This is a genomic window from Capnocytophaga sp. oral taxon 878, assembly GCF_002999135.1.
Taxonomy (GTDB): Bacteria; Bacteroidota; Bacteroidia; order Flavobacteriales; family Flavobacteriaceae; genus Capnocytophaga.
The window spans coordinates 2476297-2489472 of record NZ_CP027229.1 but is presented as its reverse complement, the minus strand read 5'-3'; the positions used below and the strand labels follow the sequence as shown (position 1 = coordinate 2489472).

Annotated in this window: 19 protein-coding genes; 7 read left to right on the top strand and 12 right to left on the bottom strand. The window is 41.2% G+C overall.

What is annotated here, in order from left to right; genetic code table 11:
- Position 1: 1 nt before the first annotated feature.
- Positions 2–238, bottom strand: coding sequence for a twin-arginine translocase TatA/TatE family subunit (locus C4H12_RS11365; RefSeq protein WP_106099017.1), 237 nt, complete (start codon positions 236–238; stop codon positions 2–4).
- Between the two features lie 395 nt (positions 239–633).
- Here C4H12_RS11365 and C4H12_RS11360 point away from each other — a divergent pair, with 395 nt between their 5' ends.
- Complete coding sequence (locus C4H12_RS11360; protein WP_106099016.1) at positions 634–1608, top strand: M23 family metallopeptidase; 975 nt, start codon at positions 634–636, stop codon at positions 1606–1608.
- Between the two features lie 93 nt (positions 1609–1701).
- On the opposite strand, the gene C4H12_RS11355 is transcribed toward C4H12_RS11360, so the two are convergent.
- Genes C4H12_RS11355 through accD form a run of 7 tightly spaced genes read right to left on the bottom strand, consistent with a single transcriptional unit; the run spans position 1702 to position 6142 of the window.
- Positions 1702–2637 carry an acyl transferase gene (locus tag C4H12_RS11355; protein WP_106099015.1) on the bottom strand — a complete coding sequence of 312 codons (936 nt, stop codon included), beginning with the start codon at positions 2635–2637 and terminating at the stop codon, positions 1702–1704.
- 10 nt (positions 2638–2647) lie between these two features.
- Positions 2648–3124 carry a J domain-containing protein gene (locus tag C4H12_RS11350; RefSeq protein WP_106099014.1) on the bottom strand — a complete coding sequence of 159 codons (477 nt, stop codon included), beginning with the start codon at positions 3122–3124 and terminating at the stop codon, positions 2648–2650.
- Positions 3124–3537, bottom strand: a complete 414-nt coding sequence (locus C4H12_RS11345; protein WP_106099013.1) for a hypothetical protein — start codon at positions 3535–3537, stop codon at positions 3124–3126. Before C4H12_RS11345 ends, C4H12_RS11350 begins: the two co-directional genes overlap by 1 nt.
- 52 nt (positions 3538–3589) lie before the next feature.
- Complete coding sequence (locus C4H12_RS11340) at positions 3590–4621, bottom strand: diphosphomevalonate/mevalonate 3,5-bisphosphate decarboxylase family protein (RefSeq protein WP_106099012.1); 1032 nt, start codon at positions 4619–4621, stop codon at positions 3590–3592.
- A 4-nt stretch (positions 4622–4625) separates the two neighbouring features.
- A complete protein-coding gene (locus tag C4H12_RS11335; RefSeq protein ID WP_106099011.1) occupies positions 4626–4814 on the bottom strand; it encodes a hypothetical protein in 189 nt (62 codons plus the stop codon).
- Between the two features lie 3 nt (positions 4815–4817).
- Positions 4818–5261, bottom strand: a complete 444-nt coding sequence (locus tag C4H12_RS11330; protein ID WP_106099010.1) for a hypothetical protein — start codon at positions 5259–5261, stop codon at positions 4818–4820.
- A 26-nt stretch (positions 5262–5287) separates the two neighbouring features.
- On the bottom strand, positions 5288–6142 hold the full coding sequence (gene accD / locus C4H12_RS11325; RefSeq protein ID WP_106099009.1) for an acetyl-CoA carboxylase, carboxyltransferase subunit beta: 855 nt from the start codon (positions 6140–6142) through the stop codon (positions 5288–5290).
- Positions 6143–6419: 277 nt separating this feature from the next.
- Here accD and C4H12_RS13735 point away from each other — a divergent pair, with 277 nt between their 5' ends.
- Genes C4H12_RS13735 through C4H12_RS11300 form a run of 6 tightly spaced genes read left to right on the top strand, consistent with a single transcriptional unit; the run spans position 6420 to position 9999 of the window.
- Entirely contained in the window at positions 6420–6596 is a 177-nt protein-coding gene (locus C4H12_RS13735; RefSeq protein WP_164997603.1) for a hypothetical protein, read from the top strand.
- Positions 6597–7076, top strand: coding sequence for a hypothetical protein (locus C4H12_RS11320; RefSeq protein WP_106099008.1), 480 nt, complete (start codon positions 6597–6599; stop codon positions 7074–7076).
- Between the two features lie 21 nt (positions 7077–7097).
- Entirely contained in the window at positions 7098–7772 is a 675-nt protein-coding gene (locus C4H12_RS11315; protein WP_106099007.1) for a tetratricopeptide repeat protein, read from the top strand.
- A 21-nt stretch (positions 7773–7793) separates the two neighbouring features.
- Positions 7794–8855 carry a hypothetical protein gene (locus C4H12_RS11310; protein ID WP_106099006.1) on the top strand — a complete coding sequence of 354 codons (1062 nt, stop codon included), beginning with the start codon at positions 7794–7796 and terminating at the stop codon, positions 8853–8855.
- An 18-nt stretch (positions 8856–8873) separates the two neighbouring features.
- Positions 8874–9449 (top strand): DUF4303 domain-containing protein, encoded by a 576-nt coding sequence (locus C4H12_RS11305; RefSeq protein ID WP_106099005.1) that lies wholly within the window; start codon positions 8874–8876, stop codon positions 9447–9449.
- Positions 9450–9462: 13 nt separating this feature from the next.
- Positions 9463–9999, top strand: a complete 537-nt coding sequence (locus tag C4H12_RS11300) for a DUF4303 domain-containing protein (RefSeq protein WP_106099004.1) — start codon at positions 9463–9465, stop codon at positions 9997–9999.
- Positions 10000–10103: 104 nt separating this feature from the next.
- On the opposite strand, the gene C4H12_RS11295 is transcribed toward C4H12_RS11300, so the two are convergent.
- The 4 genes from C4H12_RS11295 to C4H12_RS11280 all read right to left on the bottom strand — a co-directional run bounded on the left by C4H12_RS11295 (position 10104) and on the right by C4H12_RS11280 (position 13165).
- Positions 10104–10808, bottom strand: coding sequence for a LytTR family DNA-binding domain-containing protein (locus C4H12_RS11295; protein ID WP_106099003.1), 705 nt, complete (start codon positions 10806–10808; stop codon positions 10104–10106).
- Entirely contained in the window at positions 10805–11884 is a 1080-nt protein-coding gene (locus C4H12_RS11290; RefSeq protein ID WP_106099002.1) for a sensor histidine kinase, read from the bottom strand. The genes C4H12_RS11295 and C4H12_RS11290 overlap by 4 nt, the downstream gene beginning before the upstream one ends.
- Positions 11885–11904: 20 nt before the next feature.
- On the bottom strand, positions 11905–12492 hold the full coding sequence (locus C4H12_RS11285; RefSeq protein ID WP_106099001.1) for an outer membrane beta-barrel protein: 588 nt from the start codon (positions 12490–12492) through the stop codon (positions 11905–11907).
- Between the two features lie 82 nt (positions 12493–12574).
- Positions 12575–13165 carry a porin family protein gene (locus tag C4H12_RS11280; protein WP_106099000.1) on the bottom strand — a complete coding sequence of 197 codons (591 nt, stop codon included), beginning with the start codon at positions 13163–13165 and terminating at the stop codon, positions 12575–12577.
- Positions 13166–13176 lie beyond the last annotated feature (11 nt).

The following is a 13176-nucleotide window of genomic DNA, read 5'->3' as shown; positions in this document are numbered from 1 at the left end:
TTCATTTTGTTAGGTCGTTTTTGAGTTTGTCGATTTCTTTTTGGGTATCGGTGATGAATTTGGTATCGATATCGGTGGCTTGGTGGGTGGATTGTTCGATTTCGGTTTTGATTTCGTTGGTGGCGTCACGTATTTGGCGTATGGTTTTGCCTAAGGTGCGTGCCATTTCGGGGAGCTTATCGGCTCCGAAGAGTAGGAGTACTACGAAGAGTATTAAGATGATTTCTGAGAGTCCCATAGTGTGTTTTTTAGGTATTTGGTATTAAGTGCTGTATAATTTATTTTTGATATGTGTGGTGTGGCTTGCTATAGGGCAAAGGCACGGTATTTGTGGTGGTAAGGGGTGGTTAGTGTTGTGATAGATAGCTGAGCAACTATCCTTCGCGACATACTCAGCTGTGCCAGCTCGCTGACTATCCTTCGTTTATAGTTCGTTTATCCTTCGTTATTCGTTCGTTCGGGATAGGGGTAGGCTGGGGGCTGACTATGCTTTGGTACATACTGAGCTGTAGCAAGGCTGTGGGTATTATTGATTCCTTACTGGGTAAGGACAATAGTAAAGGGTGAGTGCAAAAATACATTTTTTTTGTGATAAATGAACAACATTGAACTTTTTTTTATACTTTTGCCTCTATGAAGAAGATAAAATATTATTATGACCCAGAAACGTTGTCGTACAAACGCATCAGGAATAAGAAGCGGACGAAGGTGCGTAATGCGCTGATTTTCTTGTTGGCTGCGGCTTTGTTTGGCAGTATTTTGTCGCTTATCATTATTAACTCGCGTATGTTTTTTACGCCGAGAGAAGTTATGCTGGCGCGTGAAATAAAGAATTATGAGAATAACTACCAGATTTTGAACAAGAAGATGGAGCTTGTGGAGGATGTGTTGGCAGACTTACAGGAGCGAGATAATAATATGTACCGCCTTTACTTTAATGCGCCTATCATACCCGATAGTGTGCGCAAGAGGGGTATTGATGCTAATAAATATAAGGACTTGGAGAATGAGGGTAGCTCTAAACTGGTTGCCAATACTATGAAGCGGCTTGATGTGCTGCGGAAGCAGCTGGTGGTGCAGTCAAAATCATTGGATGAGATATCAAAGCTATCAAAAGAGAAGGAGAAGTTTTTGGCTTCGATACCTGCTATACAGCCTGTAAATAACAAAGACCTGAAGCGTATGGCTTCGGGGTATGGCTGGCGGAGTGACCCCTTTACTAAGGCGCGTAAGTTTCATTACGGTATGGACTTTTCGGCGCCACAAGGAACGCCTGTATATGCCTCGGGTGATGGGGTGGTTATTAGGGCTGATGATGGAGCATCGGGGTATGGGAACCATATTAGGATAGATCACGGGTATGGTTATGTAACACTGTACGGACACCTATCGGCTTATAATGTGCGAGCGGGACAACACGTGAAGCGAGGAGATTTGATAGGTAAAGTGGGTAGTACAGGGCGCTCGGAAGCACCTCACTTGCACTATGAGGTGATGAAGAACGGAGAGCATATTAACCCTATTCACTTTTACTACGGTAACTTAACCCCTAGTGAATATGCTGAGATGTTACACGTATCAAGCCAAGAGAACCAATCATTAGACTAATGAGGATTTAAAGACTAAACTATTTACAAAAAAAGCTGTAGAATACAAATGTAGTTCTACAGCTTTTTTGTTGTTATTTGGCTATTAAAAGGCTTAACTTACCATTAAATTGCAACCTCTGATATCGGCGTTATCAAAGCGGCCAAGTACTTGAAAAGAGCCATCGGGGAGGAGCTTACCTAAATCTTGAGTGGCTATGAAGCTGCAAGAGTATTTATTAGCCAAATCAATAATATTAAGTCCTCCAGTTTTACCATTGGGCAGGTAAGAGAGGGCATCATTGGTATCGCGGATAAGGATTTTCATCCAAGGGACGGTATGATAAATACCGTTGCCATTGGAGTATGCTTGAGAAAGGAGTTCGGTCATTCCGTACTCGGAATGGATGGTTGGGACGCCAAAACCTTGGCATAGGATGGCGTGGAGTTCCTCACGGACTAACTCACGGCGGCGACCTTTCATACCGCCGGTTTCCATTACAATAGTGTTTTTGAGTGAGAATGAATGTTGTTCTACCAAATCTAAAAGGGCAAAGGAAACACCTATGAGGAGAACTTTTTGTCCGCTACTATCCAATGTTTGGAGGTGCTGGGCTAGGAGGTCATACTCATTAAGATAAAAGCCACTATAGGGGTTTTGGGAGCGCTCAATAAGATCGGCTACCATAGTGATGAGGGAAGAGCCTGTACGCTCCAAATATGAGGGTAAGAGCGCTAATACGGCATACTGTTGTATATCGCCGTAGAATAGTTCAAAGCCTTGGCGGAAGCTTTGGGTATATAGAGGGAGTTCCTTTACAAAGTGTTGTGAGGTTTGGGCACCGGTGGTGCCACTGCTGGTGAATACAGCCTCGGGGGGAGTAGTACCGCAGTATACTTTTTCGGTTTTGAAGAATTGGATAGGAAGGAATGGAATATCGGTAAGGGAGTGTACCTTATCGGGGGTACGCCCCAGCAGTGAGCAAAAGCGGTGGTAGACCTTGTTATGCTCATATTGAAAGCGAAAAATCTGTAAAGCAGTTTCGTTCAATGATGGATTATTAAGAGATTGTAAATAATAGGGCTATGCCAGTGGCAATGATGGATAGGGCTATGCCCACTTTGAGCCAGCTGATATAGTATTCTTTTTTAGTAGCTAAGAAGCCATCGTAGAATTTGCGGGCTTGTATGGTAGCTGTGTGTCGTTCAAAGTACATATCGACTAGGGTAGGCAAATCGACTACGGAGTAGGATTGTGTAGTGTTTGGGGAGGTGGATTGGGAGGTGGATTGCTTTTTGGTAGGATTTGCTTGAGCGTTAAGCTGCTCGGCAAATTGTGTGTCGTATTCTTTGCGCTTATCGGCATCGGAAAGTACGTTGTAGGCCTCTTGTAGGCTTTTAAATTTTTCGGAAAAGAAAGCATCACCCTGATGCTTATCGGGGTGGAAGGCTTTGGCGAGTTTTTTATAAGCCTCACGTATTTCATCGGGGGAGGCTTTGGGTGTTACGCCTAATATTTCGTAGTAATCTTTCAACATTATATTCCTGCTTTTGTAGTAGAATTATCATTGCTTTCCCATCCTATGAGTCGGCCGTTTTGAAAGGTGAGGATAAGTGTTTTGTAGTGCCAACGCTCGGTAGAGGCGCCGCGGAAGGCGGCGCTTTGTACTTCGCGGGGCTTACCTACGGCCATTTTGACAAGGAAATCGGGCATACCTTCACTATACACGCCTTTTTCGATAGCGTTAAGGGTGTTTTCGCCATAGGAAGTTTTAATGGTATCCATTATTACCTCGTGGGTTTGTTTTTCATCTAACAGGGCGTTTTGCCATTTTTCGCGAAGATCCTCAATGGTACGTTCGCGTTTTACATTGGCGATACCTTGCCTTATAAGCATATAAAGCAGGTATGTGGTGCCTATTGTTATTAGTATAACAGCTATATACAGCATAAGGGGTTAGGGGTTAGGAGTTAGGGTTTAGAGTTAGGATGTAAAGTTAGAGTTAGGGGTTAGTATTTAGGCAATCGTGAATATAGTGTTTGCCCTCACAATAGGGGGCTAATACGTCTTGGATATATTTTTGTACTTCTTCTTTATACTTTTTGGGATATAAGAGGTGTACATTGGCGCCGGCATCGAGGGTGAAACACAGTGGTATGCTTGTGCTTTTGCGGTATTGCCATACGTGTTGTATAACCTCTAAGGTGTTGGGGCGCATAAGGATAAAGTAGGGGATGCTGGTTTGCATCATAGCGTGTAGGGTAAGGGCTTCGCTCTCGACTACTTGGATAAATGTTTCGAGATCGCCGGTGGCGAAGCACTGGATAAGCTTATCGGTATTTTGGTGAGCTTGTGCGAAACGTGCCTGGGCAAAGGGGTGCCCGTGCATTAGGTTATGCCCTAAGGTGCTACTTACTTGTTTTTGTCCTTTATCTATAAGCAAGATGGTATCTTGGTATTGATCAAAAATGGGGTGTACGGGCAAGGGGTATGGTATGCCGTACTGATCGGTGCTGTGGGGTATAGAGGCGTGTTGCCCCCATACTACTATGCTGCCGTGTGTACTGCGGCAGGCGCTACCGGATCCTAAACGAGCTAAGAGTGAGGCTTGCTGCCAAAACTGATCTTGGGTGAAGTTCATTCCGAGCTCTTGAGCTACTTGCATTAGGCATAGTGAGAGTGCTGCCATTGCGCTGGCTGAAGAGGCTATGCCGCTGCTGTGAGGGAATGAGTTATGTGAGTTTATGGTAAAATGATAATCGGTAAGGAAAGGCAGGTAGGGTAATATGCGCTGAAAGAAGGTATTGATTTTGGGGTGAAAAGAGGGTTTGGCTTCTCCTTCGAAGTTGAAGGTAAAAGAGAACTTTTCGGTAGGGGGTATAGCGAGGCTACTGCGTTGCTGGTAGGCAACGGAGGTCTCGGTATAACAGTGGGTAAGGGTAAAGCTTACTGAAGGGTTGGCTGGGAGTTGTTCTCCTTTTTTACCCCAATACTTTACGAGTGCAATATTACTGGGTGCTTTAAATGATATCATTTTTTTAGCGTGTAAAACTCTTAGGCATTCCTACTTTTTTGAGTGTTTCGTTGGCACGTGCTAACTTTTCAATTAGAGCGGGCTGATTTGTATAGGCGGTGTCGTCTACTTTCCAAAAAGTATAAGGAACTATAGCTTCAGCTATTTTTTTTGCAAAAGGTTGTTTTATTTTTTTCTTTTCTTTTGTACTCATAATTCAATACTTTTTGCGTTTTATTACAAATGCTTGATAATTAACATTTGGGCGAAATTCTTCCCATTTGTTTTCTAAAAGAGCTTGTAGTTCAAAATCCCTTTTTACTATATGAAAAAACTTGACAATACTTATTTGATATAGTCTTGTTCTTGCTGGTGTACTTCCTTCTGCATATATCCATACATCGGGGAACTGATCAGTAAAAAGATAAATAATTTCTACTACAGTAGAAAGTACTTTATCTCTATCTCCATTATTAGAAACAACTTTGTCATCTACTTGACCTGTAATAGGATTTTTATCAACTAAACCTAAATTGTATACTCCTTCAATATTTGTTTCTTGAAAAGATACTGATTTGTAAATCTTACCATTTTTGCCCTCACTGATAAACTCATAAGTGTGAGAGGTATTACTTACTACATCATACTTTGGTAAATTCATTGTTTTGTTGGTTTTGAGGTGAAATGTTACCTTACGGGTCGGTTCATTACCAAATCGATGTATAGGTTTACCTTGTCTTTTAGCTGTTTGCGGTTCACGATGAAATCTAGGAATCCGTGTTCGAGGACGAATTCGGCGGTTTGGAATCCTTCGGGTAGGTCTTGCCCTGTGGTATCTTTCACGACGCGTGGGCCTGCGAATCCTATTAGGGCGCCTGGTTCGGCAATATTGATATCGCCTAACATTGCGAAAGATGCGCTAATACCTCCTGTGGTAGGATCGGTACAGAGGGATATGTATGGTAGTTTTGCCTGATCTAACTGTGCGAGTTTGATAGAGGTTTTTGCCATTTGCATAAGGGAAAGAGCTGCTTCCATCATACGGGCGCCTCCTGATTTTGAGATCATCAAGAAGGGGAGTTTGTGCTTGATGGCGTAATCGATAGCGCGGCATATTTTTTCGCCTACTACGCTACCCATTGAGCCTCCGATGAAGGCGAAATCCATACAACCTATTACGATGGGAGCTCCTTTGGAGTTACCTACGGCGGTGCGTACAGCATCTTTTAGGTTTGTTTTTTGGGTGGCTTCTTCCAATCGTTTGGTGTAGCTTTTGGTATCGACGAACTCAAGGGGGTCTTTAGAGGTCATATTGGCGTCGAGTTCCTTAAATTCGTTGTTATCAAACAATATTTGGAAATATTCTTTACTACCGATACGCACGTGGTAATCGTCGTCTGGACTTATATAGAAGTTGGTTACCAGCTCATCTTGTTCTACAATATTTCCGCTAGGTGATTTAAACCATAGCCCTTTAGGGATGTCTTTTTTTTCCTCGGTTGAGGTTTGTATTCCTTTTGCTGTTCTTTTAAACCAAGACATAATTAATCATTATTAGTAAAGTGCAAAATTACGAATATTTTTTGAATTAGCAAATAATTAAGAATTTTCGTGGGGGGAGTTAGGGGGTAGTGTGGTGTGGGCTGTAGTTGGGGAGATTCTTAGTTGTGCGTGTTGGCTAACTATCCTTCGTTTATAGTTCGTTTATCCTTCGTTATTCGTTCGTTCGGGATAGGGGGTGGCTGGGGGGAGGTTGGGGGATGAGTGATTTGTGTATTGTGAAATTATTTTTATCTTTGCGCCATTAATAAGTGTTATTTTGAATATAAAAGTGTTTATGACGTTGCGCTTGTTGGGAAGGCGTAGTGATACCTTGGGCAGTAGGGTGAGAACGGCTGTTTTGCTTCCGGTGGCGATAGTGGGTGATATGTGCCTGTGTGTAGCTTTTTTGGAGGCTTGGATAATAAAATATGTACTTGAAAAATACGAGAATTAAATGAAAAAACTTTTTTTACTTTTATGTATGTGGGCGGGCACTGGTGCTGTGGCTCAAACTGCGGAAAAGCCTGTTTTTTTGGTGGATGTGGGCTATGTTAAACAGGGCTCGACCTATGGGCAATTGGGGTTGCATTGTGCGTTTTTGGATCGTGATAAGACGGTGCTACTTGGGGGGCTTGCGGCTAATATGCGCTCGGAAAATAAGAGGCTTGTTCTTATTCCTGAGGGGCAAGTTTCGGCCTTGCTAAGGGTGGATAAGCACCAGAGTGGTTTTGTTGATGTTCCTATGCTTATGTTGCGCCCTCAGTTGAATTTTTCGCCTTATTACTTTGCTCCGGAGGCGGGGATACAAATTCTTGTTTTGCATTTGAAGGCGGGCTATGGCTTTCCTTGGGGTAAGAGTAGTGATGACTATCCTTTTGAGGGGGGTAGGTTTCGGTTTTCGATAGGGGTGAGTTTCCCGATAAGTGGATATTAAAAGAGGTAAAAATTATATAAAATGAATCCAATAATCAAACAATGGGACACAGCTAAATCTCTAAAAAGATGCCAATATAAGGAGGCTTTGGCTATCTATGAAACGCTCTGCCCAAAGGTAGAGACAGAACTCTCGGATACTTTTGATAGGGCTATGTTTTTTGGGGATTACTTTGGCTTATTGGCAGATGTTGCCCTGTATGACAAAGCGGAAGCAATGGCTGCTAAAGCCTTAAAATACATAACTGAAAATGGGTATACTACTTTAAACTATATCTTCTATAATTATGGGAATATGTATCTTCATCAAGCTAAATGGGAAGAAGCTATTCCTTGGCTAGAAAAAGCACTAAACAGAAATAGTAAAGGGTGGATTGACGAAAAACAAAGAGCTTACTATGGTACTGCTTTAGGGGACGCTCTATTCCATTTGGGGCGTATAGACGAAGCCGAAGAAGAGTTGCTTAAGGCGGTAGAGGCAGGCAAATATACTGTGGCTAATAAGGATTGGGAACCTTTTTTCTACCTCAAAGAAATATACAAGCAAAAGGGTGACGAGAAACTAATGGCAAAATATGAAAAAATGTACCTTACCCGACTTAAAAAGCTAAAGGAAGAAGATCTTATCTATCCTCTATCAGAACATCGGGCAAACAAACAAGCCCTTGAAGACTGGAAAGAACTTAATAACCCTTAATCATTTTACAAATAAAACTCTATGAACGAACAAGCAAGAAAACTCTATGACCAAGCCCAAGCGGATTACCCAGCGTTGAAAACCCAAATAGAGGCGCAAGTAGTGCGTTGGTTTTGGGCAGCAGGAGGCGTAAGACTCTTCTCCTTAGAGCCTTTTTATTTCGAACACAATCGCTTTCCCAAGAGTAAAATTTTAAAAGAAGCTCCTAAAGATACTGACAATAAGCATCAATATGGAGTAAATGAGAAAGATGAGATTATCGTGGAACGCAGTTATACTCAGTTTAAAGAACAGTGTTATGAAACTTTCTACTTCCGAGAAGATAGCCAAATTATCAGTTATCATTTTGATTATTCTAAGGAAAAAAAATGTATCAACACAAAGATATTTGTCTATAACAATGGGCTATTGCAGGCTATCTATGCAGCTTTTAAAGGCAATAAATGGTCACAAAAGACAATGTTTTATGAAAATGATAAACTTATAAGCTGTGATTGGATAGGTAAAGATGATTATTCGGCTGAAAAAGGGTTTGAACGTGGTTTTGTCTATACTTATGATATGCTGGGCGAGCTCAACAGTATTATAGGGGAAGATGGGGGAGTATGGTATCAGAAGAAAGATAAGAAAGTGAGTTATAAAAAGCTCTCGGAGCGTGTAGCCGAGCGCTTCTATGCGCTGTTAATTCCTGCAATCAAAGCTTATCCTATCCCAGAGTCTTTGTATTGTCTGAATATAGCCTTTGATTACCAATATATAATGCCCCCAACAATAGGTTTTGGCACTGAAAGCGAGAGGCTCGAATGGAAGGAAAGCTACGGAAAAAGAGCCGATGGCTTACTTTGGAACACTGCCGACTATGCCCATACCGTAGAGATTGAAACAGACAATGAAGACGCTGCCCTCTTTGAGCTCTTTAACCAAGAGACTGAAATGCAAGAAAGGGAGAGCGCTGCCACGAAGCTATTGGTCGCTTGTGCCAAACGCCTGAAAGAAGAATGGGCATCACTGGGCATTCCCTCCACCGATGACTTTGTAGTAGTGGTAAGTGATGAAGAAGAATCTTTTTTGAAGAAAATATAATTATAACTAAAAAATAAAATGACTCAAGAACAAAAAAACTACATTCAACAGTTGGCGAAAGAACATTTTCGCTACTCATTTTCTCACATCAAAGCCAAAGCCGATAGTAAAGGAGCTCATTTAGAGGCTTATTATCTATTCTTAGTAGACGATTTCTTTGCTGTTAGTGATGCCGCTATCAGTCGGGAAGCTATCAAGGCTTATGACCCCAATGCTACTATATTAGACGCTATATGGAGTGGCGAATGTGAAGAGGACTACAATGGTTCTTATGTGCCTGTACAAAAAAACACTGGTGACTGGCTTGACAACCAAAGTCATTTGTACAAAGAGACTTATCTGTTGGTACAGGCTTTAGATGGTGACGATGAAGAAGAACAATATGATGCTTTGCGCAAGGACTTTGAGGATTGTCTGCTCAATGCACTTGCCGAGTGTGATAAAGAAGGACTTTTTGGCAATCGCGAGGAAAACGGCTTACTTCTTTTTGCCTTCTATATAGATGATTACGACGAAAATGACGAAGGCTCACTCTTGTACCGCTCTACCGAACTTCTTAACCCTAAAAAAGATTGGGACAAATTGAAAGGATAAAATTAAAAACAAAATGACCCCCAAACTACAACCATTAGGCGAAGCTATTTTTGAGGCTACTCAAAAAGCATTTTTAAAACTCTTTGAAAACGGAGAGCATTATTACTATTGTGTGTTACTCACTACGGGGGAGGCGCTTCCCCCTTGTATTGCGGCGTGGTCGGTGGAAGCTTTAGAGCGATTCGTAAATGAAAATGCTATCTCCCAAGAGGAAATACCATACTACAAATACTCATTTGCCGATAGCCCTTATTACACTTTTGGTTATGAGGAATATTTTCAGCAGGTAGTTCAGTTGTTTGAGCAGCGCGACTCTCTTATAGATTACAACAATGAGGCGCAATGGGATAAGGAATACAACCTCCGACTTGCTGCTATGGTATATGCGATGAAAAAACTCGACGAGATAGGTATTTTTGCCCTCAACCAACCACGAGAACAAGTGTATATCAACGTAGAACTAATGCCCCCCGACGATACCGATATAGAAAGAGCGTTATACTTTAATAAGGCTGAAAATATTGAGGAATGGCTTGGTATATTTGGGTAAATTATATGTTAGTTTGGAAGTTTTTCAAAATAAGAAGTTGTTAGTAAATACTAAAACTTAACAACAGCCGTTAAGCAAGGTGCTTAACGGCTGTTGTTGTATTGTTATGGCTGTTTTTTCAAATGTAATAAGAAGTCTTCTTGATAGGCTCTGCCAATGGGGATTTCTGTATCACTTAGATAAACAAACTGGTGGGTGTAGGAAGTAATGTGCTGTATATTCACTACATAACTCTTATTGATGCGTACAAAAAGTGACTCGGGGAGCTGGTTATGTATGTTTTTGAGATTGATCCAAGTGATGTACTTATCGGTAAAGGTGTGAATGATTACATAGTCTTTCAGTGCTTCTATATACAATATATCGCTATGAGGAATGCGATAATTGCGCCTATTGGCACGAATGCTGATATATTGGGCATCGGTCGCTTCTAAGTCGGTTTTTTGCTCAGAGAGCAACTGGTGATAACTTTCGGCTTTGGCAATAGCCTTTTTGAAACGCTCAGGGGTGATGGGCTTTACTAAATAATCAAGGGCATCTACCTCATAACTCTCTAAAGCATACTGACTGTAGGCTGTAGTGAAGATAACGAGTGTTTGCTCGGGTAGGGTTTTAGCCAGTTCCAAACCGTTGATTCCTGGCATCTCGATATCTAAGAACAGCAAGTGCACTTCGTTCTTTTTTAAGAAGTCGGTAACGCCTACCGCATTCTTAAAAGTGCCTACTACCTTCAAGTTGCTGTATTGCCTGATGAGGCGCTCCATCCCGATACGCGCCAAAGGTTCGTCGTCTATAATCAAACAATTCATAAGGGCAAAGTTAAGGTTACTATATATTCTTGTGGCAAACGCTCTTGCGACAAGCTAAAACGCTCGCCATAGAGCAATTCCAATCGCCGATTTAGGTTGGGTAAGCCTATGCCACTACACTTGTGTTTGCGATGAGGCTCTAAAGGTACCGAATTGCGTACTGAAAAGTGTAGAAGCCCTTCTTTTTCCTCACATTTCATATAAATATAAGTAGGGGAGAGGGTGTCAACACTGTGTTTTACAGCATTTTCAGCTAAGATAAGCAGAATATTAGGGGGAATTTGTATGCCTTGTAGGTTTTTTTCGCTGTAAGTAATTTCATAAGTAAAATCATCACGACGCATTGCTTCCAAAGAGAGATAATCGTTTAAAAAACGTAGTTCCGAACTGAGAAAAACCTGTTCTTCGTGCGTTTGATACAGCAAATGTCGCAAGAAATCGGATAGTTTTGTGATGGTATAAGAGGCTTTTTCAGGGTCGATATACAACAAGGTGTTGATGCTGTTGAGCATATTGAACAAAAAGTGCGGTTGTATTTGGCTTCTTAGGGCTTGCAGTTCACTCTCGTTGGCTTGGCGCTCCAATTCTTGCATCCTCTCGCTATCTTTTACCCATACTTGCAGGGTTTTGATAAGCGTAGAAGTCATTATAAAGGGTACTACATATACCAAAGTAGAAAAAAGTGCTATAGAAATGGGGGTTTCTGATGCTATTTTGATTTCTTTCCCAATCATATAGTCTTTCCATAGTACAAAATTGAGATAATAGGTAGAACCCAACATAAAAAGTACCCATAGCGTAAGGAGGATAATATAGGTAGCGAGCTTCCCTTTGAAGAAAAAACGTGGAATAAGCACATACATATTCAAGTAAAAAGTAGCGGTAATCCCCAACCATTTCTCTATCCAATCCCAATAGTCTATCATTCCTTCGTAATCATTCCATTGTCTGCCAAGTGTGTAAAATAATAACAACGAACTACAAGCCACAATATGCCGATAGATACGATATCTATCGGCAATAAGGAATTGTAAGAAGAAATTGTTCTTCAAAAATATGTAGGGATTTTCATTCATTAACCATTAATCATTATTCATTAAAATCTGAATCCTACTCCTATAAGGATAGAGCGTGTGCGCAAATAGTCGCTACTGTGGCGAGGATCTTTGGTGAGGAGATTGGCTAATCCTAAATAGAAATTGGTTTCTATAAAGTACTTTTCATTGAAGTTATATTCCAAACCGAAGAGCGCCCCATAGTCAAATTTTTCAATATCCTTTCTGGTTAATGAACGGTGTTTGTCTTCAAAAGAAGTAACCCCAGGTATATAACTCACATAGCCTCCTACTTTAGGACGTAACCCACTGATATCGTATTTGATAGCCAGAGGCACATCAATCCTGTGAAGCATTGTTTTTCCCTTTCCTATAGTGGAATAATTGGTATACATTGCCCCAAGGTCTAACAATAATTTCTCGGAAGCAGGGATTTCAACAAAGAAACCACCATAAGAAGAGGTGCTAAAAGGCTCTTTGTCCGTTTTGTTTTGTCCTTCATATCGGTCGTCGTGAACATCTTTGCTCATCAATCCAATTCCAGCACCCGCATGGACGCCAAATTTTACTTGTGCTGTAGCCGTAGCGGTGAGTGCTATTAAGGCTATAATTGTAATAATTTTTTTCATTTTTTATATGTGTTTATTAGTGATGAGAAACTCCGAGAAGCTCAGGGCTTTCAGGGAATCTCCAATTGTTAATTATTCATTGTTAATTGAATCTGTATCCTACTCCTATAAGGATAGAGCGTGTGCGCAAATAGTCGCTACTGTGGCGAGGGTCTTCGGTAAGGAGATTGACTATTCCTAAGTTGAAATTGGCGTCTATAAAAAATCTATCAAAGAAGTTGTATTCCAAACCAAAAGTAGCCCCACAGTCGAATTTTTTAAGGTCGTTTTTAGTAAGTGAACGATGCTCATCTTCAAAAGAAGTAACCCCAGGGATATAGCTGGCGTAGATTCCTACTTTAGGACGGAAACCACTGATATCGTATTTCACTGCAATAGGCAAATTGATATTGTGCAACATAGTACTTCCTTCGCCTATGGTTACTTGATTGATATAGATAAGTCCTATATCTAAGAACCATTTTTCAGAGGCTGACACTTCAGCGGTAAGTCCTGCATAAGCCGAGCCACAACTACTCGCTGATTCGCTATGAGCTTGGTTTTCATAACGGTCGGTGTGAATACTTTTACTCACGGGGCTCAAAGTATAGCCTCCACGCACTCCAAATTTCACTTGTGCTGTAGCTGTAGCAGTGAATGCTATTAAGGCTGTTAAGATAATAATTTTTTTCATTCTTTTTATAT

Excerpts from the sequence above, each read along its gene's own strand:
- C4H12_RS11360 (WP_106099016.1), top strand. The coding sequence starts at position 634 with ATGAAGAAGATAAAATATTATTATGACCCAGAAACGTTGTCGTACAAA.
- accD (WP_106099009.1), bottom strand. The coding sequence starts at position 6,142 with ATGTCTTGGTTTAAAAGAACAGCAAAAGGAATACAAACCTCAACCGAG.
- C4H12_RS11300 (WP_106099004.1), top strand. The coding sequence starts at position 9,463 with ATGACCCCCAAACTACAACCATTAGGCGAAGCTATTTTTGAGGCTACT.
- C4H12_RS11280 (WP_106099000.1), bottom strand. The coding sequence starts at position 13,165 with ATGAAAAAAATTATTATCTTAACAGCCTTAATAGCATTCACTGCTACA.
- C4H12_RS11290 (WP_106099002.1), bottom strand. The coding sequence starts at position 11,884 with ATGAATGAAAATCCCTACATATTTTTGAAGAACAATTTCTTCTTACAA.
- C4H12_RS11340 (WP_106099012.1), bottom strand. The coding sequence starts at position 4,621 with ATGATATCATTTAAAGCACCCAGTAATATTGCACTCGTAAAGTATTGG.
- C4H12_RS11330 (WP_106099010.1), bottom strand. The coding sequence starts at position 5,261 with ATGAATTTACCAAAGTATGATGTAGTAAGTAATACCTCTCACACTTAT.
- C4H12_RS11310 (WP_106099006.1), top strand. The coding sequence starts at position 7,794 with ATGAACGAACAAGCAAGAAAACTCTATGACCAAGCCCAAGCGGATTAC.
- C4H12_RS11305 (WP_106099005.1), top strand. The coding sequence starts at position 8,874 with ATGACTCAAGAACAAAAAAACTACATTCAACAGTTGGCGAAAGAACAT.
- C4H12_RS11365 (WP_106099017.1), bottom strand. The coding sequence starts at position 238 with ATGGGACTCTCAGAAATCATCTTAATACTCTTCGTAGTACTCCTACTC.
- C4H12_RS11350 (WP_106099014.1), bottom strand. The coding sequence starts at position 3,124 with ATGTTGAAAGATTACTACGAAATATTAGGCGTAACACCCAAAGCCTCC.
- C4H12_RS11285 (WP_106099001.1), bottom strand. The coding sequence starts at position 12,492 with ATGAAAAAAATTATTACAATTATAGCCTTAATAGCACTCACCGCTACG.
- C4H12_RS11320 (WP_106099008.1), top strand. The coding sequence starts at position 6,597 with ATGAAAAAACTTTTTTTACTTTTATGTATGTGGGCGGGCACTGGTGCT.
- C4H12_RS11295 (WP_106099003.1), bottom strand. The coding sequence starts at position 10,808 with ATGAATTGTTTGATTATAGACGACGAACCTTTGGCGCGTATCGGGATG.
- C4H12_RS11315 (WP_106099007.1), top strand. The coding sequence starts at position 7,098 with ATGAATCCAATAATCAAACAATGGGACACAGCTAAATCTCTAAAAAGA.
- C4H12_RS11345 (WP_106099013.1), bottom strand. The coding sequence starts at position 3,537 with ATGCTGTATATAGCTGTTATACTAATAACAATAGGCACCACATACCTG.
- C4H12_RS11335 (WP_106099011.1), bottom strand. The coding sequence starts at position 4,814 with ATGAGTACAAAAGAAAAGAAAAAAATAAAACAACCTTTTGCAAAAAAA.